A 24,403-nucleotide genomic window follows, 5' to 3' on the forward strand; every position below is an offset into this window, starting at 1 on the left:
AGCCTGCAGGGCCTGGGCTCAATCCAAGAATCGCTGGCGGACATGCCCATACTGCTCGCCGCCGTCGACGGTCAGACACTCACCGGTGACTGCGTCGGCCTCGGCCAGATATCTAACTGCACGTCCCGCCTCTTCACCGCCTCCCCAGCGGCCCAGCAAGGTCCGGTCGCGAAGCAACTCGATTTGCTCGGGCCCGAACTTGGAGGGCGCGATTGTCGGGCCCAGCGCAACGGCGTTGGCCCGAACCGCGGGGGCCAACTCGACCGCCAGCTGTCTGGTCAAGGCCAACGATGCTGCCTTGGCGACACTGTGCGCCATTCGGCCCGGCCATGGCTGCCAAGCGGAGAGATCGACGATGTTGATGATCGCGCCGCGCCCCCGTTGCAACATCCCGACAGCGGCCGCATTGGAGCAGTGATAGGCGGCGTGCAGGACGACATCAAACGTCGAATACCAACCACTGTGGTCGTTGGTCGGAAAGGTGTCTCGAGCAAACGCCGACGCGCTGTTGACCAACACGTCGACGGCACCAAACTCGGTCTCGGCTTGCGAAACCAGCATTTCGGCCTGCTTCGGATCTCCGAGATCGGCACCAAGAGCTTTGGCCGCCACCCCCATTGCCCTCAGATCGGCCACGGTTTGCGAAGCCGCTTCGGCCGAGTTGTGGTAGCCGATCGCGACCGATGCGCCCGCTCTCGCGAGCTCGATGGCAATAGCCCTGCCTACGCGGTGTGCGCCGCCGGTGACCAAGGCGACCCGTCCGTCCAGATCCACTGTTTGAGTATCCCAGATTCAGCCGTGGGGTAGGTTCGAGCAAATGGCAAGGCCGACCGCGAGGCGTGAACGACTAGTCAGATTCGCCGTCGTGTCTGCCGGTTCGGTCATTACGGGTCAGGCGCTGCTCTATTGGATCCACTCGGTGCTCGGGGTCAGACCGACCGTTGCGAACCTGCTTTCGACAGTGGGTAACACGGTCCTCGTCTTTGTGGCCAACCGGGCGCTGGTTTGGCCCGGATTGGGGCGCCCCCGGATGCGCGTCGAGGTTGCCGCGTTCTCGGCACTGTCCGTGGCCGGGTTGGCCGTCTCGACGGTAACCGTGGCCCTCGCCGCCGCAACTCTGGGCGATGGGCTGTGGATCAACGCCGCAAACCTGGCGGGGTTCGGCATGGTTTGGATCGCCCGATTCCTTGTTCTCGATCGGATGATCTACACAGACAAACTCGTATCAGCTCGGGAGAGGCACGACTCCGACGATCGGTGAGTCGAGTTTGGTGCCGCCGAGGCTGCCGAGGAAGTCCTTGTCGGTTGCGAAGTTGAACACGCCACCGTCCCATGCGGTCATCAGATAGCCGTTCCCGTAGGCCACCATGCCGTTGATCGGCTGGTCGAGGGTCACACCCGGGAGCACGGCGGGGATCGACCCCACAAAGCCTGCGTCGCCGAACGCGAACACGCCGCCATCACAACCGACGAGCCAGTAGCCACGATTCGTCGGAGTAGGCACGAGGCCGACGACCTCGCAGTCGAGCGTGACCCCAGGCAACACCTGGGGTATCGAGCCCCGGAACTCGGCATCGCCGAACCCGAACACTCCCCCATCGGAACCGAGCATGTAGTAGCCGTTGCCAGAAGCGGTTGCCACGCTGCTGACGATGGGCCCGGCCAGATCGAGGCCTACGAGGTCGCCCAGGTGTCGTGCATCGCCGAAGGGGATGACCCGGCCGCGGTCGGAGAACACCCAGTATCCGCTGCCCGTTGGCGTAACCGAGATGGCAGCCGCAGTCTCGCCCACATCGAGTCGTCCCACAGCCGAGCCCCTCGCCACGGCCGATCCGAATGCATAGACCCTGCCTGCCGTGTCGAGGATGTAATAGCCGGAGCCGTCGGGTACAGCCGCGAGATCGACGGCGGGCGACGGGATGGATCCCCCGACGTTGTCGGCGAAGTCGCCGAAATCACCGGCCGCACCGAAGTTGTAGACCTTGCCGGACGCCGACAGCATCCAGTAGCCGTCGCCGACGACTCCCCCGCCGCCGCCGCCAGTGTCGTAGACGCCTGCAGATGGCGTGGGGTTGACCCAAGTGAGGGCAATTCCTATGGCCAAGGCGGCCAGGAACCATGTGCCAATGCGGACGCGCCCCGGCCCGCCGGATTGGGATTCTGTGTCGATAACTCGACGGGTTGAGGACATCTGTTCGCCTTCGGGTCTTCGCGCCTGGAGGCCGCCACCAAGATCGCCCTGCAAAATTATCACGCAGACCGCGCTAATTACCACCGCGCGTGGCGCTACTCTCAAATCTGCACCGAACGATCCGACTGGGGTCTGGAAGGATCGCAATCGGTCACGTTCAACGGCCAGACAGGACCCTCAAAAATGACAAGGCGCGGCACAAGAGTCAATCGGTGGGGCGTTTTGGGGCTGTGGACGGTTGTAGCCGCGGTGACCCTCACCTTGATGGGTGCCATCGTTGCCCCCCAAGCCCGGGCCGAGACCTACCAGTCGAACGAGCAGGGCCAGTTGGCGATCACGATCGACGGAAGCGACGCAGAGGTCGAAGGCGTCGGGTTCGAACCTCTGGCCCCTGTAGAGGTCGAGATGACCAGTACCGGCACCGGCGAGATCATTGCCCAGGGCACGGCCGATGCGGACGAGACGGGCCGCGCGGCATTCCAGTTCACCCTTCCTGTGGATCTCACCCAGGACTTGTACATAGCTGTGATGTCCGGCGCCACTCCCGATGGCGGGTCGCTCGTTCTATCGGTGCGCGTGAACCTGCCCGACACAGATATCGGACCAGACCCGGTCGCCGACACCACCCAGCCTCCCGCAACCACCACCCCGACAACCGCTGCGACCTCCGAGACAACCGGAGACACGACGGACGCCGGAGCAGGCTCGGAACAAGGCGAGGCATCGGGCAGCGACACGAGCGAACCGTCCACGACGAACGATTCAGAATCGAGTCCGTCATCGGAGGCGGGGTCACCGGGCGACTCGTCCACCGTCGACGAGGACGCCGATGAGCCAGACGACACCAACGCCGACGCGGCGGCTTCTGACTCGGGCTCCAGTTCCGGCGACGGTGCCATCGTGGCAATCGCAGCTGTAGCCATCTGCGCCACGCTCGGAGGCGTGGCCTTGATGGTTCGCCGCAATCGATCAGCCTAACCCCACCCTGAGCACCACGGCATCGGCGTTTACAAGCAAGGTCTCGAGTTCGTTCTCGTAGGCCCATCGGGTCACCGCGTCGTAGTCGAACCACCGCCAGGTGCGCGGCAGCACAATCGTTTCGACGTCGGCCTCTCGCAGCAGGCCCAAGGAATCGCTGGCAGGAAAGTCGGGCCGGAATACCCGGTTCGCCGCCGTCGCACGCTCGATCTCGTCGGGGAACACCAGCCACCGCAGCGACGAGCCATAGAGCGCTTCGCTCTCACCGAGCGCCTCGACCCACCACCCAACGGGTGTGCCGTCCAGCGAAGGGACCGCTATGCGCCGCCCGTCGGTCGTAGCGTCGCCGGCAGTTTCGATCGCCGCGGTCAGGTCGCGGGTCAGCGGGCCATAGAAATACCTCTGGTCGTCGAACAGGCCGATGCCCGCGGTCATCTGCCACACCGCACAAATACCAACCGCAGCGACCACAACACCCCGTGTTCGGCGGCTCATGCCGTAGGTACGGGCTTCCAGTTCCTCGAGCCAGATCGAGCTGGCCACGAGAGCGATCAGCGGCACCAGGTAGAGGTAGCGACTCTCCCTGGTGACGGCCGAGACCACGATCAGGGCGAACCAGAGAACCCGCACGAGCCGCACCGCCGCTCCATGCTTCGGGGCCCACTTCACGAACGGCGTGATAGCCGACAAAGGCACCAGCAGGCGCCACAACAATGGCCATTCCGCGTATACGTGCTCGAGGCGGTCGAGCACATTGCCCCACGTCAAGTCGTCCAGTTCTGCGAACGCGTTGTCATCGCCGAAGGCTGCCCCCGCGAGCTTCCAGTAGGTCGAAGCCAGCAACAACAGCGGCACCACCAGCAGGGCCGCTTTGGCCATCAACGCCAGCCGAGGCTTCAGAGCTGTACCCGCAAGCAAGAGGTGCCTCGCCAGGACCACCGGCAGTGCCACCACGAGGATCAGTGCAACGAAGTGTGACGTGGCGAACACCGCGAAGACGAGGCACGAGGGAACGATGACCGCCCTCACGGAAGGCTTGGAAAGCCAGCGGTCCACAGCCACCACCGCCACTGGCAACAGGCCGAACCCTATGAGCTGAGGGAACCCACCCCAAGCGGCTGCCTCGCCCACAGAACCAACTCCCAGCATCAGAATCGAGGCAACCAGCCTGACTCGCCCGATCTGACAGCGCCCGAGCGCCCAGAAGACGCCTGCGCCGGGCATCACCGAAGACAACGCCCCGGTCACAGCAACACCCGTCTGGAACCCGAGCGCCGTGGTTGCCCCATAGGTCAGCAAAGGCACCAGCGGGGGGTACACAAGCTCGCCAGATCTCGACGAGTCCGCCACCAGGGCTTGTCCGAATGCGATCCAGTTGCCCGCGTCGATGGTGGCCGGAGCCCCACCCGTCAACAGCACGACGAGCCGAAAGATGGCGACCGTGCCCGCGGCGGCTGCAAACGCGACCCGTTGTGACCGACGCGACGAGAAGGCGAAGGGCGCTGTATCAGTCATGTGCCAGCGCCTCGACGATCGTCTCGACGCAATCGACGACCTGCAGCGCCCGACTCTCTGAGACGGGCGGGAGAGCGGTGAGATCACCAGCGCGCCGCGCCACGACGAAGGAGCAGAACTGGGCGATCAGCCGGTCGTGCCCCCAGAACTGTCGCCCGAGTGCAGAGCGAAGTCCCGCAGCCGAAAAGCCCAAGAGATGTCTAGCGGTGACTCTTGCCGACAGACCCAGAACGTCGAGTGCCTTGTGTGAGCCGTCTGAGCCTGTGGCAACCATCGTGTCGCGAAAGAGGTCGATGTCGACGACATCGTTGGCACACACCGCAGATACGTGCCATTCAGAAATCGGCGCGTCGAGCACCACTGCCAACGAGCCGGGCGTTTGGCCGAAGTCGAACATCACGTCGCAACCAACAACCTCACCGTCGCGGCGGTGGGCCCTCACATCCACGACAGCGGGTGCCGTGCCTGCCAGGTCCGACATCACATAGATCATGTGGGGAAGCTCATCGAAGATGAGTCCTCCGGCAAGCTCTCTGTGCCAGCTGGGAAGTCGGCGTTTGGAGCTACTGAGCTGAGTTGCGGTGAGGTACTGGAGACCATCGCTGTGGTCGAGACGACGCCTCGCCTGGCCCATCGCCACCGACCACAAGAAGTTGTGCGAGACACACAGGGCGCCGCCGTGCTCGCGGCTGCTTGCGTACATCGATCGCGCCTCGGCCGAGGTCATCGCCATCGGCTTCTCGCACAACACGTCCGCTCCAGCAGCGAGCGCCGCTATCGAGTGGTCGTGATGAAGCCAGGGAGGCGTGCAGACGAAGACGACATCTGGTCGCAGCTCTAGTACCGCGTCGAGGCTGGAAGACACGATGATGCTCTCAGGGAGTTCACTTCGGATCGCACCGGGGGTGTGCTCGCACACACCGACCAGCTCGACACCGGGAAGCGATCTCAAGGCAGGCAGGTATCGAGCCCGAGCGACCCACCCGGCTCCTACCAGGACAGCGCGAAGCTTGGTCATCCCGGCTCCCGTCGACCCGCCGAGCGCAGCACTGAGGCCACGCCGTCGGCACACACATCCCACCCATGAGTCAGAACTCGTTGTCGCGCAGCTGCACCGAGCCGCTTGACCCGATCTGGATCGAGGACGAGTTCCTCGATCTGGCCTCGCAGAGCCATGACGTTCCCGAGCGGCACGAGGACACCATCCTGGCCGTCGGTGACAATCTCGGAGTTGGCAGGAATGTCGGACAGAACCACCGCGCACCCAGCCGACATCGCCTCCAGCACTGCGAGCGAACGACCCTCGGTGGTCGAGTACCTGACGAAGATGTCGGTGCTCGCGAGAATCTGCTCAACGCCGTCTCGATGACCGAGCAACTCGAAGCGAGGATCTCCGGCCACGATCCGTCGCAACTCGTCGGTGTCGGGCCCGTCGCCGACGAATACAGCCGAGAACTCCGCCTCTGACTTACTCAAGGCCAGCGCCGTCTCGATGGCGCCCTTGTTGCCTATCACCCGACCGATCACCGCAATCCGAGGCGCCCGTGCAGTGCCGTTGTGCGAGCCGACGTCGCGGCCGGGCGCGAACAGGACCGGGTCGACCCCGTTCAGCACCACATGGGTACGATCGGCCCGCGCTCCGAGCCGCCGGGCATGCTGGGCTACCGACTCCGACACTGCGATCACGGCTGCTGCATGGCGGACCATCCAACGGCCGACGAGCCGCTCGTACAAGGTTGCTGCTCTGCCGACGAGCCCACCGCCGGCCGCCGGATCACCCAGATGCATCGACAGTACGAAGGGAATCGCCATCGTGCGGGCCATGGTCGCCCCCACGACCGAGCCGAAGAAGTGAAGGCCCGAGACGTGGACCACCGCTGGACGGTTGCGTCGCAGCTGGCTCCACGCCCTGAAGACCAGCCCGGGAGCGAACGACACCTGTGCTCCCAACAGACCGGAAAGGTCGATGGGGGTCGAGGCAACGACACGGAGACCCTCGAAGGTGTCAGCCCTGGTCCCGCTGACCACGGTCAGGTCGAACCGGTCGGCGAGCCTGTTGTAGATGTTGCGCGTGGCGATCTCGATGCCGCCGCTCGAGCCTCCGAAGTAATCGCAGAAGGCCAGCACCTCCAGGCGATCCGAGGTTTCGCGGCGAGTCATCGGCGAGTCCCGTATTCGCTCTGGCGATGCACGAGCCAGTAGATGAACGCACTGGCCATCACCGTCGCCCCAGACAAGATCAGCGCCTGGGCAAGTCCGGCCAGGGCGAGCGCCCTGTCCCATTGTTCGCCCGCCATCGACCAGCGGAAGAACAGCCCGACGTCGACCGAGACTCCCATCGAAGCGAGAACGAACCCAACTCGCACGAGGCGCAGCCTCGAACGAGAGTGTTCGGACGGTGTTCTCGCCGGCCTGAGCGGATCGAAGGCCGACACGACCTGGTAAGCGACGCCCAACATGGTTGCCAGCACGAGCAGGATCGGCGCAAAGAAGACGGGTTGCCAGCGGCCGCCGCCAACCTGGATTCCAGCCGGCGACACCAGCGAAGCGACCGTCAGCACCGCCCCAACGATGCCCATCAGGACCGATGGCCACAACAGCACAGTCTGCGGTCCGAGCAGGGCCACCAGCTTGAGGTGACGAAAGCCGTCGTCGAAGGTGTTGAGCTTGGACTCACCAACACGAGCCCGATACGGGATGGCAACCTCCTCAACCCGCAGGCCTTCGGCCGCGGCTCGCACCAACATCTCGGAGGCGAACTCCATCCCCGAGGTCACGAGGCGTAGCCCCCTGACCTTCTCCAGATCGAACGCCCGGTAGCCGGACTGGCTGTCGCTGACCGCCATGCCTCCGGACAAGCGGCGCACCAGAAAGCTCAACACTGGCGTCCCGACCAGGCGGTGCAGAGCCGGCATTGTTTCGCCTGTTGCACCAACGAGGCGGCTGGCGAGCACCAGGTCTGCCCCGGCATCGACCTTCGCGACCAGCTCACCTAGGCGACCCAGGTCGTAGGTCATGTCGGCGTCGGCCATTACTGCAATGTCGCCACGGGCCTCGGCGATTCCGCGCCGCAGCGCCGCCCCATAGCCCTTGACCGGCTCATGGACCACTCGCGCCCCGGCCCTCAGGGCCAGGTCGGCGGAATGGTCCGATGAGCCGTTGTCGACCACCAGAACCTCGCCCTGCCTACCACTGGCAGCGAGACCGGCCAACGCCTCTCGCACGACGCGTTCTACCGCCCCTTGCTCGTCGAGACAGGGGAGAATGACGGTTATGGACGGTCGGCCTGGCGCGTCGGACAACGGATACTCCTGTAACCATTGTCCTGTCGACCGGCGATGAAACGGCGAAACCGATCGTGGCCGAACGCGAGAATCCCCGCCCGCTCTCGAAAGAGCGGGCGGGGACCCTCTAGATGGGTATGGCTAGCCTGTCAATCAGGGCCAGGTGCCGGTCACCAGGACCAGCGGTCCGCCAGCCGAGACCAGCTGCGGCGTGCTGCACGCCGGAGCGAAGGCATCGGCTTCACGGAAGCACACCTCGTAGATGCCAGGATCGACATCGGTCCAGGAGCCCCAGGCGTTCATGGCGACGCCGTTGACCAGGATGGTCGACGGGTGCGGCACATCCGTCACAACCCGGAGGAAGCCGCGCACCCCGAACGTGCCCACTACCTCGGTCACCTGGCCGTCGAGCACGTCGACGGTCTGGCACGGTGCAGTGGAGAAGTTCGGAACATCGCTGAAGCAGACGGTGTAGGTACCAGCCGGCATCTTCACCCAGTCAAGACCCCACTCGTTGGCATCGTTGCCATCGATCGAGATCATGCTCTGGACGCCTCCGCCGCCAACACCAGCCTCGGTCCTGACACGGAGCAAGCCGTGCGGGCCAGGAGCAGGTGCAGCTGCGTTGGCTGTGAACACACCGGTCACCGTCTGCTGGGTTCCGCCGGCGATCGGCCCGACGACCTGACATGCGGGTGCATCGAACCCTGCAACGGGACCGAAGCAGACCTCGTAGGTCATGGTCGGATCGACCGAGCGCCAGACGCCCCAGTCATTTGACGGCAGACCGTCGGCAACACCGTTGACGGTGGTGTCGATGGTGATCGTCGACTGAACGCCGTTGCCCAGACCGTCGTCGGTGATCACCCGCAGGATTCCCTGCTGCGTGAACACACCCTCGACGGCAGAGGCCGAACCAGGCTGGACATCGACCATCTGGCAAGCGGGGGTGATGAACCCGACAACGTCGGTGAAGCACACCTCGTGCATGCCCTGGCTGACCTCCATCCAGTTGAGACCCCAACGGTCACGCGGGGTGCCATCGACAACGATCTGCGACTGGACGCCATTGCCCAGGCCGTCGTTGGTGGTGACACGCAGCAAGCACGAGTTGCAGTTGGCAGCATCCACCGGAATGGTGGTGTTGCTGAAGGCCAACATCTCGATGTTGTACAGGGTGTCGAGACCGTCGTCGCAGTCCGATGCCGGGTCGGCGCACAGGCCGGGGCCGGTGTTACGGGCATGGAAGACGGTGATCGAACCATCCGCGTTGTAGGTGATGTCGTAGTCGGCGAGGGCACCGTCGAACTCAGCGGTGTCGATTCCGCTGTCGGCGGGGGCCCAGACGATCTCACGGACGATGTTGATGTCGCCCGGGTTGATCACGCCGGCAAAGACGTCAGCCTGGAGCTCGAGGAGCGAGTCGTAGCGAACTCCGCCAACCTCGAGCTGGACCACGAGATACGCATCGCCGTCGATGATGTCGTTGAGGCCGCGACCCTCGAGGGTGTCGCTGCCCGGGCCACCCAGAAGGATGTTGCCGACATTTCCACCAACGTCGCCGACGAGCCCGGCCGGAGCCAGATTCGCCAGGTTGGTGATGCGTGCCAGGCCTGCTGCATCGAGGTCGTTGTTGAAGACATTGGCTCCAACAACGGCTGCGTTGAGCACCCCGGTTCCTCGGATGACATCGTCTCCGGTCCAACCCGATGCCGCTTCGACGAGGTCGTAGCGGGGGGCCAGCGGATCGACGGGCACGCCCAGAACATCGAGCCTGTTCAGGTCGATATTGGCACCGGTAGCAGTGCCGTACTGGGTCTGCCAGTCATAACCGGCGAGGCCGTCGTAGATGTTCGTACCCGGGCTCGAGATGAAGATGTCGTCTCCACCCTCGCCGACGTACGCATCGTCGCCGCTTCCGCCGTTCATGACGTCGTGACCATCGAAACCGAGCGGGATCTCGAGAGGCTGACCGAGGTCACCCTGCATGAAGTCGATACCGCCGCGGCCTTCCATCCAGTCGTCGCCGCCGTCACCGACGATGATGTCGGCATCGGCGCCGCCGATGATCAAGTCATCCTGCTCGCCTGCGAGGGCTTCGGCGGCATCGTTGCCGATGACAATGAAGTCCTTGCCTGCGTTGCCCTGGAGAAGGTCGAGGCCACGGGCGCCATTGATGGCGTCGTTGCCCGGACCACCCTTGATGGTGTCATCACCGAAGGTGTCGGTGAGGATGTCGTCGCCTTCGCCGCCGATGATGGAGTCGTTACCGGCTCCACCCTCGAGTCGGTCGTTACCTCCGTGGCCACGAATCGTGTCGTCGCCATCGCCGGAATAGATGTTGTCATCCAGGGTCAAACGACCACTGAAGAGCACATGCTCGGCGCCGGTGTAACGGATCTGGCCACTCGGCAACAGAACCAGGCTGGTCGGCTCGCCGGCAGACTCGTCTGGTGTGGTGGACGGATCATCGAACAGGCCAGAGCCAGCGGTGGGGCTGACGACCTCGACGTCGATGATGTGAGTCGGCTTGATGAAGGCCACAGCAGCAAGCTTCACAGCGGTGGTGTTGCGCTCGATCATCTCGGCAAACGAGTTGCCCTCGAGAGTGGCCAGCAGCGGGATGCCTGCGGTGCGCGACAGGTAGTAGAACCGGTCGCCGTTCTGCAGGTCCTCCATCTGGGTCTCGAAGATGTAGTTGAGCGTCGAGCCGAGCAGACCGCCGAAGTCCTCGCGGGACTCCGCCAGACCACCAACCCACAGGTCGATGTCGTCGACACCAGTGGTGGCGGCGTCATCGAAGATGAAGGCATTGTTGGTAGCCAGCACCGCAGCAGCGGCACGACGGTCGGCGTTGTTGGTGGCGGCGTTGAGCACACCACCGTGGGCCGAGTCATCGCCGTATGCGGCGATGAAGTTCACCAGTGACTCTGGAGTCTTGAGCGCCTGACCGAACTCCCACCAGTTGGCGTACGGAGCAAAGATCGGGTCGCTGTTGGTGATGGCGAAGATCGCCGCACGCATCTCGTTGAGGCGGGGGATACCCGCATCGCGAGCTCGCGTCATGTTCATCGTCGGAAGGTCGAGCGGAAGACCTACGAGGTTGTTCCGCAAGGCCTCGACGACGAACTCGTCGATCTCCTGGCTCGGCTGGACTACAGCACCTGCCAGAATGCCGCCGGCCGCAGCCGCCGGTGTCTTGTTGCCGTTGGCGCCCTCACCCGAGAAGAACTCAGGCGGGTTCAAGAACGCCGGAATCAGGCCGAGCGAGTGCTCGTTGCCGGTGAAGGTATCGAACCTCGTGACCTCGTCACCGAGCATCGAGTGGCCGAATCGGTAAGCCGCATGGGCGAACTCTGCAGTGATTCGGGAGTCGATGCTGGTCTCGTAGCCGGCGAACACGTTGACGTTCGGCTGAACGGTGCGTGCGAACTCCTCGAACGCGAGGTGCTGATACTGCATCTCGGTTGCGAACTTGGCCGCCTGGAAAAGACGAGCACCGTTCCACGAGCCGTCGCTCAACTGCCACTCGGCGAGGAACGCCGGGCTTGCTTCGAGCGTCAGGGTGTTCTGGACCTGATCGACGATGCGGTTGTGCTCGCTGTGGAACACGTGGTGAACAGCGCTGAGAGCGATGTTCTCGTTGCATCGCCCGTCGCCGCACACGAAGTGGGCATCGAGCAATTCGTCGTCGTATTCACCAGCGACCGGAGGGCCCGGGTTGATGATGGTGTCACCGTCGGCGACGTCGCCAGGGCCGGGATTGGCGCTGTGGGCGATGTCGGCGAGCCACGGGTGACCGATGGTCACGGCCGGACCGGTTGCAGCAGTACCCGCAGAGGGAACCAGAGCAGCCGGGTTACCTTCGACGACAACATCGTCGAGGGTGCCGGGCAAGCCGTCGAGGCCGACGAACACCATCTGCGGGTAGCCGTTGGCACCCGGGATGTAGTTGCCGTACAGGTCGGCGATCATCATCGGAACGTCGTGAACATCGCGATCGTTGAGTTCGAACCCGAGGTAGTTCGCGTTGGCCTTGATGTCGGCCCAGGTGGCAAGACCTTCCTGGTTCGTGAGGGCAACTCCGTCTTCCTCACCGTCGAAGAGACCAACCAGCAGGCGGCCGGTGTCGACCGGGTCACCAATGCCCTTGGGACCAGCACCGTCGGGGTCGACCGTCGCAGCAGTCCACTCGCGGTGGAAGATCTGCTGCCCCGGATGCGAGGTGTAGGTCTGGTTCTGGTCGACGAACGGCGAGGTCAGGTTGACCGGCTCCGAGCCATCGGTGTTGATGGCGCGGCTGAGCATCATGAAGTTCATCGGGCTGACGCCGAACAGCTCGTCGTCGGTCTCGAGGGGAACCAGAACGGTTGCACCGCTCTTGGTGGTCAGGTCGAGGCCGTGGTCGAAGAACTGGCCGAAGAACGTGAACAGCGAGTTGGTCGGGGCCGAGAGGCCTGCGTCGGGGGCGGTGTTGTCGATGAACAACGACCCGTCCGCGCTAACCGCTCCGCCACCGGTGTTCGCCGCAACTGCTGCTGGGTTGGCCGGCGTCTGATCGACGATCAGGTTCGACGCAATACGGGGCTGCGGGTCGCAGACCGTTGAGCCGAAGTCGGCGTAGCTGGTGAGACCCGGAGCCATTCCGCAGAGCGAACCATCCTCAGCATCCCGATAGCTCGGGGTAGCCAGACGGATGAAGGGCTCGTCGGTAGCACCGAAGGCCTCCTGCCCGGGCAGCAGGTTGTTGCAGATACCGCTGACCGTTCGCAGGCCCAGCGGCAATGCTTCGTTGCCAACCGGAATCTGGTCTGGCCCGGGGCCGATGAGATTCGCACACGGGTCGGCCGGGTTGAACCCGGGCCCCATGTGCGCCTCGGCAATCTTGATCTGGTCGAGGATGAAAGTCAGGTCGGCGATGGTCAGGTCGAAACCGGCGCCAACCAAACCATCGGGCTGATAATCCTCGATCTGCCAGGGGAACAGGCCGTCCCCTTCAGCTGCCCCAACGCTGGACGGCGTTACCGGCGCCAGCGCTGCAAGCATGGCGACCACAAGAAGGGCCACCAGTCCCATCCGTCCCCGCCGGGAGCGTGTGCCCCCCGGAGGACTCTTCCTTTGTTTCGCCACAACAGTCCCCTGTGTGTCATTGCAGGAGGCCATCCACCCCGCATTGCCACGGAACGTAGTCGCGAACACACAAAGGAGGCAAACAATTCCTAAGAAAAATCTAAAGATGCGGAATCTTTAGGCTAAATGACCACTCAGAGCGCTGGAATGGCGAGCGCAGCGCTCAGACCATGCCGCCGTAGTTGTAGCCGCCGCCGTAATAAGCGTCGTCGGACTGGCGCACATGTGTCACCACGACGCCGGCGAGGTTCACATCGCCTTGACGGAGCTGGGTCACTGCGGTCTCCACATCGCGACGCCTGGTGGCCCCGAGCTTCACGACCAGCACGGTCAGGTCGCCGGCGCGAGCGAGGCTCAAGGCGTCACTGACTGCGAGCACCGGCGGTGCATCAACGACGACGATGTCCCAGGTCTTCTTCAGCCGGTTGAATACGCGCAGAGCAGTCTCGTAGGTCAGTTCTGTTCGCACGCCGGGCTGCCGGTAGGCCTGGGTCGCAAGCACCGACAGCTTCGTATCGGCAATTCCGACCGTGTGCCAGTCGTGGTCGGCGGGGTCGACGACCTCGTCTATCAGGGACGGGAAGGCGCTGTGCATTCCCTTCAGCTCGAAGACTCGCTCGACACTCGAGTTCAAGATGTCGCCATCGAGCAGCGCCGTGTCTTGGCCGCCCCGCGCCGATGCGAGCGCGAGGTTTGCGGCGGTGACTGTTTTGCCTTCGTTGGGCCTGGCGCTGGTGAACACGATGCTGCGCGGCACAACACCACCCGCGGCAACTTCGAGCGCACTTCGTACATATCTGAACGCCTCGGCCTCTCGCCGGGCTGCCCGCGACGCGACGACCAACGACGCCCTTCCCTTGCGGAACCGTCGCCCGAACTTGGGAACGGTCGCCAACACCGGCACGTCCGGCCCGGCGATGGCCCTGACCTCGTCCAGCAGCAATACCCGGCCGCGGATACGCGAGACGAGAACGGTCGCCCCGATGCCCAGCAGCAATGCGATAAGGCCGAACTGGACGGCTCTCACCACCGATGACGAGGAAGACTTGACCGCCGGACTTGCCGGCTCGACCACTCTGACGTTGCCCTCGATCGTTTGCTGGAAGAACTCGCGCTCTTGGATCGCGACGTTGTAGTCGTCGAGTCGATCGAGGGCACTGGCCACGCGATTCTCGAGAACCGAGATCTCGTCCTGGTTGCCGGTGAGTCGAAGATCCTGAAGGTCATCGACGAGAGAGTCGACCAGAGCCGATTGCTCTTCTCTTTGGGATCGAAGGGGAACCAGCTCGTCTTCGAGTCGGTCGAATTCGTTCTGGATCCTCTGCTCGACGTACAGATCCACGAACTCGTCGGCCCCGCGCTCGGCCAGCTCGGGCTCGTCGGCTTCGATGCCGATGACGAGAACAGGTGAGTCCTCGGGGTTGGTAACCGAGATCGCGACATCTCCGGCTTCGGCCCCAAGCCGAGAAGCAAGGCTTTCAGCGAACGACGAGCTCTCGATGAGGCGGCGCTGCGCTTCGATCTCCACCACTGCGTCGCCTCGACGTTGACCGGTCGACGTGACGCCGATGGCGACCTGGTCGGTCAGCTCGATGACGCTCTCCGACGAGTACATCTCGGTGCTGCCCGAAACCAGGAGGTAGCCCGCCGCAGCACTGAGCGACGTGAAGACGAGAAGCAACGGCAGAGCCCGCCTCAACGCCAAAACGATCCGCCTGAGCGCGGGATCTTCCGTTCCGTGTATTGATTCGAACTGGGTCATGCTGCACCAACTGTTGAACCGGCATGTCGCGTGGCACGAGACAGCACTGGAGAATCCGATCTCGATTCCCCTCGCTCCATCGGCGAGATCGATCGAAAGCTAAGGAAGCGGGGGCCGAGCCACGAGAGCATCATCGGAACGCCTCGGTGACATTTGCGTCCGAGGCAGGTCGAGATGTGCGCCCGCCCGGCACCGGGATTACTCGCGCCCTCATCTTGCGAGTGGCACGGCTGTATGCGAGGAGCGTCCTGATGGAAAGGCTCGAGGCATAGACGAAGGCGGCACCACCGATACCGAACACAACCGTCGCGGGCACGAGAGCCACCAGCATGTACGCCCAGGCGATCGCGGACGTCGCTAGCTCCTCGCGCTCGGCGCCCGTCATCAACAACAGCTCCGACGCCAGACCGGTCAGGGCGTTCACGAGATGGCCGCACACCGCTATCAACAGCACAGGGCGGGCCGACGCAAACTCGTCCCCGAAGACGGACAGGACCTCCGTGCCGAACACGGCTACGACCAACACGAAGGGGACGAACACGGCCGCCGCAACAGCTCGCGAGAGGGCGAAGCTCTTGGCCAGGTGCCGTGTGTCCCCCTCACCCCAGTAGCGGGCGAAGCGGGGTGCGAACACCGCAGCGAGACCACCGAGGATGAGTTCTGCGACAGCTGCCAGACGGAAGCACACAGCGAAGCGGCCGGCGTCCTCGCCGCTGACCATGATCGGCACGAGAAGTGTGGGGGTTACCCACAGAGCGATACCCAGCGCACCCGCAGAGAGGAACCGCTTCGATTCGCTGCTGAGCCCCGAGTATCGAACCTCTCGCCCGTGGTTGCGGCCCCGCTCCAAGGCCCAGAGTGTCAGATGGGACGACACCATCGACAGAACCGCGGCGACGGCGAACGCAACGATCCAGGTCAGACCGGTGGCTCCCGACCAGACTCCGGGCGCCCCTGCGACCAGAGCGATCGTCAGCGCAGGTACCACCGAGAATTCGAACAGCAGGGCGATGATCCCGCGACCGCGGGCCTTCAGCAACTCGATGGCCAGCTTCGACTTTGCCATCGACACACCACCGACGGCGCCACACACTCCGACCGCCGCGACTTCGCCAGCGCCGAGCGCCCACACACCGAGGCCCCAGCCGATGCCTGCGACGGTGACGGCCAGAGCCAACGGTGTCGTTGCCTTCGAGACCCGCGCCAAGAACCAGAAGGCCGAGGTGTTCTCGCTGAGCCGGCTTCCGTCCCGCAGGGCCTGCGGCGCGACACCGAGGTTCAGGACGATCTCGGCAAGGCGGTACCAGGTGAGCATCGTGATGTACAAAGCCACGGCCGCTGCCCCGGCCGAGTTGCCGATCAGGATCGTCGCCAGTAGCTGCAGCACCGACCCGGCACCGCGCGCACCGATGCTCAACAGGGCAGAGGCGTGTCCACCGAGATTCGCCAGCTTGCGGGTCACGACACGCCTACCAGTCTGCGATCGCTGTGATGTTGGATCGCACCAGCCGACGCGCTATCGCCGGAGCTGAGCTGCACGGCCAGTCCCGCGAGCAAGAACCAGTTCATCAAGGTGGGAGGGAACAGGAAGGTGTTGTCGACCAACCAGGACGCTGACGCTGCGATGAGTCCGAACAACAGCAGCGTGCCTTCGCGACCGGCACGCTCGCGAATCTGGCGCATCGGCAAGGCGGCGAGCGCAACAAAGGCAAGCAGCGCCGGAAGGCCGAAGTTGGCGATGACGGTGGCCACCCCTTCGACGCGCTCGGCCACTGCGTCGACAGTCCAGTCGCCGAAGACGAGTCGCCCAACCACCTCTGCCGGCGATCCGTTGGTCAGGTGATCGACCAGAAAACTCCATCCCTGAGTTCGGCCCGACGCAGTCGGGTCGCCCAAGGTGTCGCCGACGAAGCGGTCGACCAGAAACGATCCCCACCCGGTCGCCAAATACAGAGCGGCAGCGCCGCCGACCGACACGCTGAAGCCGAGAAGGATGTTTCCGACGCGGCTGCTGAGAGAGCGAGGTCGCATCGATGGCCACATACAGATGGCGAGCGCGACCAACGCACCGAAGGCAGCCGAACGCGACAGCGAGACGCCGATACCGGCGATGGCTGCCACAGCCGCGCCGGCTACCAACAGCTTCGAGTGCCGGATACCTGCACCCTTCACCCACGCATAGCCGACTGCCGTCAGACCCGTCAGCAACATGGCCGCCGCGAGGTTGCCGTTGTGAAATGTCGACGGGCTCTTGATCGACCCCGACCGCGTGGTGATCGGGTTGTCGGCCAGAAGATCCTCGCCGAGGACGTGGGTCAGCCCCGGCACCGCAGTCTCCTCGACGCCCAAGAGATTCTGAGCGACCCCGTAGCAGCCCACCGCAATCATTGCGATCAAGACGGCGGCCACCGCAACCCTCGGCCTGCGCACGCGAAGTCCGGCGTGATACGCGAGCGGGCTCGCCGCGAACAGCAACCACGCGGCCAGGTCGGTGGCCGACATCTCTTCGAATCGGACCAGCAGGCCGAGAAGCAAGACCCAGACCAGGATCAGATGGATCCGGTTGAATCGGCGTGAGTCGGCCAATCGTTTGGGCGGATATCCCGGGTAAAGGAAGTGGTATGCGGCGTAGCCCATAACGACCAACGACGCGAATGTGACGGGCACCGCACCCAGGTAGAAGCCCGCCTTGGGAAAGGCGAGCACGAGAAACCAGAGAACTGAGATCACGAGAGACCCACCTGCCCGACCTCCACCGAACGCGCTCCTCGCAGCCGTGCCCTGCGATCACGCAGAGTGAGATTTGTACCACTCACACGTCAGAGTTGAGCATAAAGAGTGACGGGAATCCAGGGGTTGAGCCAAATATGTCTCGGGTTCCCGCTGCCCCCGCGGTTTATTTGCCACTCCGCGTGGCCATGACATAGCTTCGCACTGACTGTATCAGCACAAACAGAGGGAAGGGCCTTGCATGCGTGCACTGAAGCTGTCACTCATCTGCATGGCCATGATCGGGCTGTCCCTCCAGCAAGCTCCGATCACTCCCGCTGCGGCCGGCGTCCAGCCCAACCAGCGCCCCGTGCCGGTTGCGCCCCGGGCCCCGGCAGGCTTCGACCCGGCGAAGGTGGCGATCGATCTGCTCGAGCAGGTCCGTACAGACCATGGCCTGCTCCCCGGCGACCTCGACGATGTAGTGGTCACCGATGTGGTCGAGTCGGACCACACTTCGGCCATCCACGTCTACCTGCAGCAGCGGTATCGCGGCATCGTCGTCGAAGGCGCAACAGCCAACTTCACCATCGACCGAACCGGCGAGGTCGTCGACCACAACATCAATTTCAAGCCCGACCTCGCAAAGGCCGCTCCCCGGATCAGGCCAAAGACACTTCCCGCCGGCGCGGCCGCTGCAGCCGCAAACGCGTTGGGCCTTTCTCCGAGCGCGCCGTTCATGCTGAGGGCATCGGCCGCAGGGGACAGCATGTCGACGCGGCTCAGCGACGGAGGGGTCTCACGTTCCGAGATCCCTGCGGAACTGAGACTGATACCCACCGCAGACGGCACGCTTGCGCTCGCTTGGAACTTGACCATCGAGGCGATCGGCAACGAAGGCTGGTGGCAGATCAACATCGACGCAGACAGCGGCGACGAACTGGGACGCGTCAGCTACGTCGCTCACGATTCGTACAACGTCATCCCTCAACCAACCGAGGCACCGAGCTTCGGAGCAAGAGCGATAGTCAACGACCCGGCCGACCCGACCGCTTCTCCGTTCGGCTGGCACGACACCGACGGCGTGGCAGGTGCCGAGTCGACCCTCACATCAGGCAACAACGTCACGGCCTACACCGACACCGACTTCGACAACAACCCAGACCCGGGCAGCCAGCCCGACGGTGGAGCCACCCTCGACTTCGACTTCGCGTTCGACCCGCTCCAGGCCCCCTCGACAAATGCCGACGCGGCGGTGACCAACCTCTTTTACTGGAACAACATCGCACACGATGTCCTGTACGCATTCGGGTTCGACGAAGCCGCCGGAAACTTCCAGATGAACAACTACGGAAACGGGGGGCTCGGCTCAGACCCGGTCCGCGCCGAGGCGCTAGACGGCGAGGCCCTGAACAACGCCAACTTCGCCACACCACCCGACGGCCAGTCACCTCGCATGCAGATGTTCGTATGGAACAACGCGACCCCAAATCGGTCGTCGAGTTTCGACAGCGGCGTCGTGGTCCACGAGTACGCCCACGGACTCAGCAACCGCCTGACGGGCGGACCTTCGAACGTTTCGTGCCTACAGCAAGCAGAGCAGCCGGGCGAGGGCTGGAGCGACTACGTCGGTCTGATGCTCACGATGCAGCCGGGCCAGACCGGTGCCGACCCGAGGGGCATCGGCACCTACCTGCTCGGACAACCCCCCACCGGTGCGGGCATCCGCGCGTACCCCTACTCGACCAACATGCTCGTCGACCCCCGCACCTACGGAGACGTAGCGAACTCGACCGCTCCGCACGGGGTCGGCTCGATCTTCGCCACGATGCTCTGGGAGATGACCTGGGCCCTGATCGATCGCGATGGGTTCGACCCAGATCTGATCAACGGAGCCGGAGGCAACACGACAGCACTTCAGCTGGTGATCGACGCGATGAAGATCCAGCCGTGCAACCCCGGCTTCGTCGATGCACGCGATGCAATCATCACCGCAGACCAGCTACTCACCGGTGGAACGAACCGGTGCCTGATCTGGGAGTCGTTCGCAAAGCGCGGCCTCGGGTACAGCGCCAGCCAGGGAAGTTCAGCCAGTCACACGGACGGGGTAGAAGCCTTCGACATCCCCCCCGACTGCACCGACCTGAGCCTGACCCTGACCGGCCCGACCATCGCGGCCGCCGGTGAGGTGATCGAGATCACCGCTTCGGCATCGAACAACACTGCCAGCATCCAGACCGGAGTGTCAGCAAGCCTCGACCTCCACAACGCGTCGTATGTCGACGGATCGGCCACCTGCCCCGCCGTGTCGGGGACGACTCTCGACCTACAGCTCGGCGATGTCGGCCCGGCCGGATCAGCAGCTTGTCGGTTCCTGGCTCGCGTCACCACCGCGGCGACCGAGGTGCTGCTCGACGACGACTTCGAGTCGGGCCTTACCTCTTGGGCCGTAACAAGCCCGGCAGGGCCCGACCAATGGTCAGCGGTGTCCACCGACTCGCACAGCCCCAACAACTCGGCTTTCGCCATCGACAGCATCACGACCAGCGACCAGCAGATGACGACCACATCGCCGATCACGATGGGAACGAGCACTGTTCTGCGGTTCTGGCATCGCTACGACTTCGAGAACCGGTACGACGGAGGTGTGGTCGAGATCTCCGAGGACGGCGGCACCACCTGGGTCGGGACCCAGAACCTGTTCGTCTCCGGGGGCTACCCGACGTCCCTGTTCAGTACTTCCAACCCGCTTAGCGGACGACCTGCATTCACCGGCGACAGCGGCGGCTGGAAAGAGTCGGTACTCTCGCTCGACCCGTATCAGGGATTCGACCTCATGTTCCGGTTCAGGGTAGGTACCGACGCAAGCGTAGGCGCACCCGGGTGGTGGGTAGACGATGTCCGCCTGGCAAACGAGGTCGGCGCGATCGTGAGCGGAACCGCCACCGCCAGCACTCCGGCGACGACCTCGCAACCGGCTCAGCTACAGACCGAGATCCACGAAGGCGGCTTGTTGCGGGTGACCACCGACCCACCGGTTCCGTCCCAGATCACGCTCGACGGCGTGCGCATGAACCGCTGGGGACTGAACTGGCTCCGCGTAGCTCCAGGCAGCTACGAGCTGTGCTTCTCGGACGTGATCGATTGGACGGCACCACCCTGCCAGACGGTGGTCATCGAAGACGGAACCACCACCACCGCCGTCGGAACCTTCTCCCAACGAGGCTTCTTGCGCGTCGAGACAAGCCCACCAGTGCCTTCCACCATCACCATCGACGGTGAGCCGGCCGACGACTGGGGGCTTTGGATTGACATCGATCCGGGTAACTACGAGGTTTGCTTCGGCGCAGTCGCCGACTACGCGACGCCGCCGTGCCAGCAGGTGACAGTGTCTGCCGGTGCGCTCGAGACGGTGACCGGCTCTTTCACACCACAACCAGGGTCACCAGGGCCGGCAGGGCACGGGCTTCTCCGAGCAACAACCTCGCCGGCACTTCCGTCGATGATATCCATCAACGGAAACCCAGCAGATCGCTGGGGTCTCGACTGGGTGAAGCTGGCACCGGGCAGCTACGACGTCTGCTTCAGCGACATCCATCTCTACGTCGCGCCCGACTGTCGTACGGTCGAGGTGGTGGCCGGTCAGGTCACGGCGACCGAGGGCGTATTCGAACAGCTGGGAGATCTGCGGGTAGTCACCGCTCCCCCACAGCCGAGCACCATCTACGTCGACGGGCTCCCACGCGATGCCTGGGGTCTTTGGACCGACCTGCCGGTGGGCGACCACATCGTCTGCTTCGAGGGCTGGGCGGGGTTCACGCCACCTTGTGAGACGACAACCCTCACAGCCCTCAACACAACGGTCGTCGAGGGAACCTGGCCGTGAGACCCAAGGTCGCAATCGGTGGCATGGCAGCGGTTGCTGCTGTGGTCGTCGGCGCATTCGCGCTGGCACCACGATCGGGCACCTCGGTCGAAACCGGAGACGGCGCCCCAACCACCGAGACGCCAGCGACGGTCACTGCCCCAAAGCCGACAAGCACCCAGCCCGAGACGCGCGATACGACGACGCCGACGAGCGAGCAGCCCTCCGACGCAGAGGTCGTTACCACCCCTGCTCCACAAGCAACCGAGGCACAACGGCCGGAACGCAGCGAAGTGGAGTCCGCGGCCACCACCACCGAAGGCCCGTCGGGTTCGACCACCTCGATCACGTCGACGACATCGACATCATCAGAGTCGCCCACGCCAACTACCGCCGGCGGTTCGGACACATCGACCTCGGTGGTGGTCACGACCACGGAGCCCCCAGACAACGCCACCGAGAACGAGGGGGCGCCGACAACGAGCACAACAACAACCACCGAGCCCGCGATACCGGACGCCCCGGCGCTCATCACGGCTGCCACCAGTGGTGCGACCTTCCAGATTCGAGCAGGTTCGAACGTCACACTCGCCCTCGACGCCGCCGCTAGCGCCCCAACCGCGTCCGGAGCGGTAGCTGTTGCACCGCTCGACTCTCTCGTCGACACCGGCGATCAGAGATTCGCCATATTCGCGGCCACTGAGGGGACGGGCGCTGTGACCGCCAAGAGTGGGGCCTCGACCCTCGTATGGTCATTCGTGGTCGTTCAGCCGTGACGTCACAGCCGCTCTACGATTCTCGTCGCAACTACTTAAAGTGGTTGCCTGGGACACCAAGACCACGTACCGTAGTCACCGTGGGAGAGGGAAGGCGGCGCGCAAACACGGACCGCGCAGGTGACCGCACCGGCGCAACCGTCATTCACGTTGCCGAGGCGTGGGGCGGAGGAATCGTCGACGCGTGCGAATGGATCGCAAGCCAGAGCCCCGACTCACACCACACCCTCATCTACGTCGAACGCGACGGCGTTTCGAGGAAACCTGACCCCGAACTGTTCGAGCGAGCTATCCAAACCGACGGCCGGCTCGCCATGGCCAGGACGATCAGGTCAGAACTCAAGAGGTCCGACAACGCGGTGATCCACGCACACTCCAGCTGGGCGGGCCTTCTGTCGAGAATCGTCAACGGCAAGGCTCCTGTGGTCTATTCGCCCCACTGCTTCGCCTTCGAGCGGGTCGACATCGGAACAGTCACCCGAACGGTCTTCCAGTTGATCGAGCGCGCAGGCGCGCAGCGGACCGCCGTGCTGATCGCAAACGGTGGCCGCGAAGCTCAGACGGCCGACTCGTTGGGCTATCGGCGCGTCGTCAACTTGCCCATGGTCGGGCGCCGCGAGCCAGATTTGGTCGCAGCCGAACCCGGAGCCGAACTCACCACGATCGGCCGGATCGCTTCCCAGAAGGACCCTGGCTATTTCGTGGAACTCCGGGACCGGGTTCAGCAGTTGATGGGTCGCGAGATATCGGCCCGCTGGATCGGAGGCGTCGATCTGGGCTTCAGCGACAGCATCCTCAGGGATGCCGGGGTCGAGATAACCGGATGGCTCACACCACCCGAGGTTCTCGAGTGGGTCGCAGACTCGGGCGTATATGTCCACACCGCAGCCTGGGAAGCCGGGGTTCCCCTGTCGATCTTCGACGCCGCATCGCTCGAGATCCCCGTTCTGGTGCGAGCTATTCCCTCGCTCGAGTGGTCGACCTTCCCGAGTTACCCAGACATCGCCGCCCACGCCGAAGCCGTCGCCGAGTGCCTTCGTTCGACGGAGGCGAGGAAGAGCCAAATCAAACAGACGGTGCTGGCCGCGCAGGAGATCGCCGACTTGTCAGGCGACGTAGACCTCTGCGAGCTGTACCGAGACCTCACCGACAACCAGCGCGACTGAGGCACCTCTCGGCAGTAGTCGGCTAGCGTCGCGACACCATGACTTCGCTTGCGTGCATGCTGATGCCAGAAGGTCCGGTCGGCAAGGTGGTCGACGTTGCCGTCGAGGCCGAACGCCTGGGCTTCGAACGGGTGTGGATACCTGACGAGGGTCTGGCAGCCCGCGAGTGTTACGTATCGCTGGCCGCTGTTGCTGCAGCCACCCACCGGGTTCAGCTGGGTACAGGGATCACCAACGCCTACACGCGCCATCCGGGGGTGACGGCCTCGGCCATTGCCACGCTGGATGAGCTGTCGGGAGGCAGGGCGGCACTGGGTGTAGGGGCAGGAGGCGGGCTGACCCTGACCCCCATGGCCATCGATCGGGTCAAACCGCTCAGCGCTATGCGCGAGCTGATCGAAACCTGCCGAAGACTGTGGGGCGGCCAGACCGTCGACGGACCGGGCATCACCGGTTCCTTCGCTGACGCCCGCATGGGCTATGGCAGGGCCGAGATACCGGTGTGGATCGCCGGTCGCGGACCAAAGGTAATTGCCACCGCCGGCGAGCTGGCCGACGGCTTCATCATGTCCTACGTGCACAAGGACCTGATCGACGAGCATGTCGCCTCGCTGGCGACAGCCGCCGAAGCAGCCGCGAAGCCAAGGCCCAAGATCTGCTACATGACCCTCGTCGCCTCCGACGACAGGTCGTTCGCATCGGCCAAGCAAGCTCTGACGTTTCGCCTGGTCGATTCGCCCGAGTCGGTCAAGGAACGCATCGGCATGACACCAGCCGACACAGCCGCGCTGCGCAGCGCGATAGCTGCCGGCGGGCCACCGGCCGCTGCACATCTCGTCAAGGACGAGTGGGTCGAGCAGTTCGTCATCGCGGGCAGCCCGGCCCAGTGCCGAGCCGAGCTAGAGACCCTGATGGCAGCGCACGGCATCGACGAGTTCCAGGTTTCGGTCAACGACCTCGACGCCGGCGCCGACACCCTCGCGGCCATCTCCGACCTGGTGTCCTGAACCGGGCCGCCCTCGGCTGG

16 protein-coding genes are annotated in these 24,403 nt (G+C 64.4%); 5 read left to right on the plus strand and 11 right to left on the minus strand.

Annotated features, from left to right (window positions below; all coding sequences use genetic code 11):
- Window positions 1-18: 18 nt before the first annotated feature.
- On the minus strand, window positions 19-774 hold the full coding sequence (locus R2770_10205; protein ID MEZ5280836.1) for an SDR family oxidoreductase: 756 nt from the start codon (window positions 772-774) through the stop codon (window positions 19-21).
- A 91-nt stretch (window positions 775-865) separates the two neighbouring features.
- Here R2770_10205 and R2770_10210 point away from each other — a divergent pair, with 91 nt between their 5' ends.
- Window positions 866-1,261, plus strand: coding sequence for a GtrA family protein (locus R2770_10210; GenBank protein MEZ5280837.1), 396 nt, complete (start codon window positions 866-868; stop codon window positions 1,259-1,261).
- Here the strand turns inward: R2770_10210 and R2770_10215 are convergent.
- Window positions 1,226-2,191: a hypothetical protein gene (locus tag R2770_10215; protein ID MEZ5280838.1), complete on the minus strand. Its 966-nt coding sequence runs from the start codon at window positions 2,189-2,191 to the stop codon at window positions 1,226-1,228. The two genes, R2770_10210 and R2770_10215, sit on opposite strands and share 36 nt — an antisense overlap.
- Window positions 2,192-2,455: 264 nt before the next feature.
- On the opposite strand from R2770_10215, the gene R2770_10220 reads away from it, so the two are divergent.
- Window positions 2,456-3,169, plus strand: coding sequence for a hypothetical protein (locus R2770_10220; protein MEZ5280839.1), 714 nt, complete (start codon window positions 2,456-2,458; stop codon window positions 3,167-3,169).
- Here the strand turns inward: R2770_10220 and R2770_10225 are convergent.
- From R2770_10225 to R2770_10260, 8 genes are all read right to left on the minus strand, one after another.
- Window positions 3,161-4,684 (minus strand): hypothetical protein, encoded by a 1,524-nt coding sequence (locus R2770_10225; protein MEZ5280840.1) that lies wholly within the window; start codon window positions 4,682-4,684, stop codon window positions 3,161-3,163. The two genes, R2770_10220 and R2770_10225, sit on opposite strands and share 9 nt — an antisense overlap.
- On the minus strand, window positions 4,677-5,702 hold the full coding sequence (locus R2770_10230; GenBank protein MEZ5280841.1) for a Gfo/Idh/MocA family oxidoreductase: 1,026 nt from the start codon (window positions 5,700-5,702) through the stop codon (window positions 4,677-4,679). Before R2770_10230 ends, R2770_10225 begins: the two co-directional genes overlap by 8 nt.
- Window positions 5,699-6,844: a glycosyltransferase family 4 protein gene (locus tag R2770_10235; protein MEZ5280842.1), complete on the minus strand. Its 1,146-nt coding sequence runs from the start codon at window positions 6,842-6,844 to the stop codon at window positions 5,699-5,701. The genes R2770_10230 and R2770_10235 overlap by 4 nt, the downstream gene beginning before the upstream one ends.
- The gene (locus R2770_10240) at window positions 6,841-7,986 is read right to left on the minus strand and encodes a glycosyltransferase family 2 protein (GenBank protein ID MEZ5280843.1); all 1,146 of its coding nucleotides are present in this window, start codon (window positions 7,984-7,986) and stop codon (window positions 6,841-6,843) included. The genes R2770_10235 and R2770_10240 overlap by 4 nt, the downstream gene beginning before the upstream one ends.
- 135 nt (window positions 7,987-8,121) lie before the next feature.
- Complete coding sequence (locus tag R2770_10245) at window positions 8,122-13,035, minus strand: peroxidase family protein (protein ID MEZ5280844.1); 4,914 nt, start codon at window positions 13,033-13,035, stop codon at window positions 8,122-8,124.
- A 226-nt stretch (window positions 13,036-13,261) separates the two neighbouring features.
- On the minus strand, window positions 13,262-14,860 hold the full coding sequence (locus tag R2770_10250) for a hypothetical protein (protein ID MEZ5280845.1): 1,599 nt from the start codon (window positions 14,858-14,860) through the stop codon (window positions 13,262-13,264).
- A gap of 130 nt (window positions 14,861-14,990) precedes the next feature.
- Window positions 14,991-16,322, minus strand: coding sequence for a lipopolysaccharide biosynthesis protein (locus R2770_10255; protein MEZ5280846.1), 1,332 nt, complete (start codon window positions 16,320-16,322; stop codon window positions 14,991-14,993).
- Window positions 16,319-17,590, minus strand: coding sequence for a hypothetical protein (locus R2770_10260; protein ID MEZ5280847.1), 1,272 nt, complete (start codon window positions 17,588-17,590; stop codon window positions 16,319-16,321). The genes R2770_10255 and R2770_10260 overlap by 4 nt, the downstream gene beginning before the upstream one ends.
- A 241-nt stretch (window positions 17,591-17,831) precedes the next feature.
- Between R2770_10260 and R2770_10265 the strand changes: the two genes are divergently transcribed.
- Window positions 17,832-21,455 (plus strand): M36 family metallopeptidase, encoded by a 3,624-nt coding sequence (locus tag R2770_10265; GenBank protein ID MEZ5280848.1) that lies wholly within the window; start codon window positions 17,832-17,834, stop codon window positions 21,453-21,455.
- Here R2770_10265 and R2770_10270 read toward each other — a convergent pair.
- On the minus strand, window positions 21,421-22,020 hold the full coding sequence (locus R2770_10270) for a hypothetical protein (protein ID MEZ5280849.1): 600 nt from the start codon (window positions 22,018-22,020) through the stop codon (window positions 21,421-21,423). The genes R2770_10265 and R2770_10270 overlap by 35 nt on opposite strands.
- Before the next feature lie 270 nt (window positions 22,021-22,290).
- Between R2770_10270 and R2770_10275 the strand changes: the two genes are divergently transcribed.
- Together R2770_10275 and R2770_10280 are read left to right on the plus strand one after the other, a co-directional pair.
- Entirely contained in the window at window positions 22,291-23,376 is a 1,086-nt protein-coding gene (locus R2770_10275) for a hypothetical protein (protein MEZ5280850.1), read from the plus strand.
- Window positions 23,377-23,414: 38 nt separating this feature from the next.
- On the plus strand, window positions 23,415-24,383 hold the full coding sequence (locus tag R2770_10280) for an LLM class flavin-dependent oxidoreductase (GenBank protein ID MEZ5280851.1): 969 nt from the start codon (window positions 23,415-23,417) through the stop codon (window positions 24,381-24,383).
- The last annotated feature ends 20 nt before the right edge of the window (window positions 24,384-24,403 follow it).

This window comes from Acidimicrobiales bacterium (assembly GCA_041394185.1).
GTDB lineage: Bacteria > Actinomycetota > Acidimicrobiia > Acidimicrobiales > Poriferisodalaceae > JAAETH01.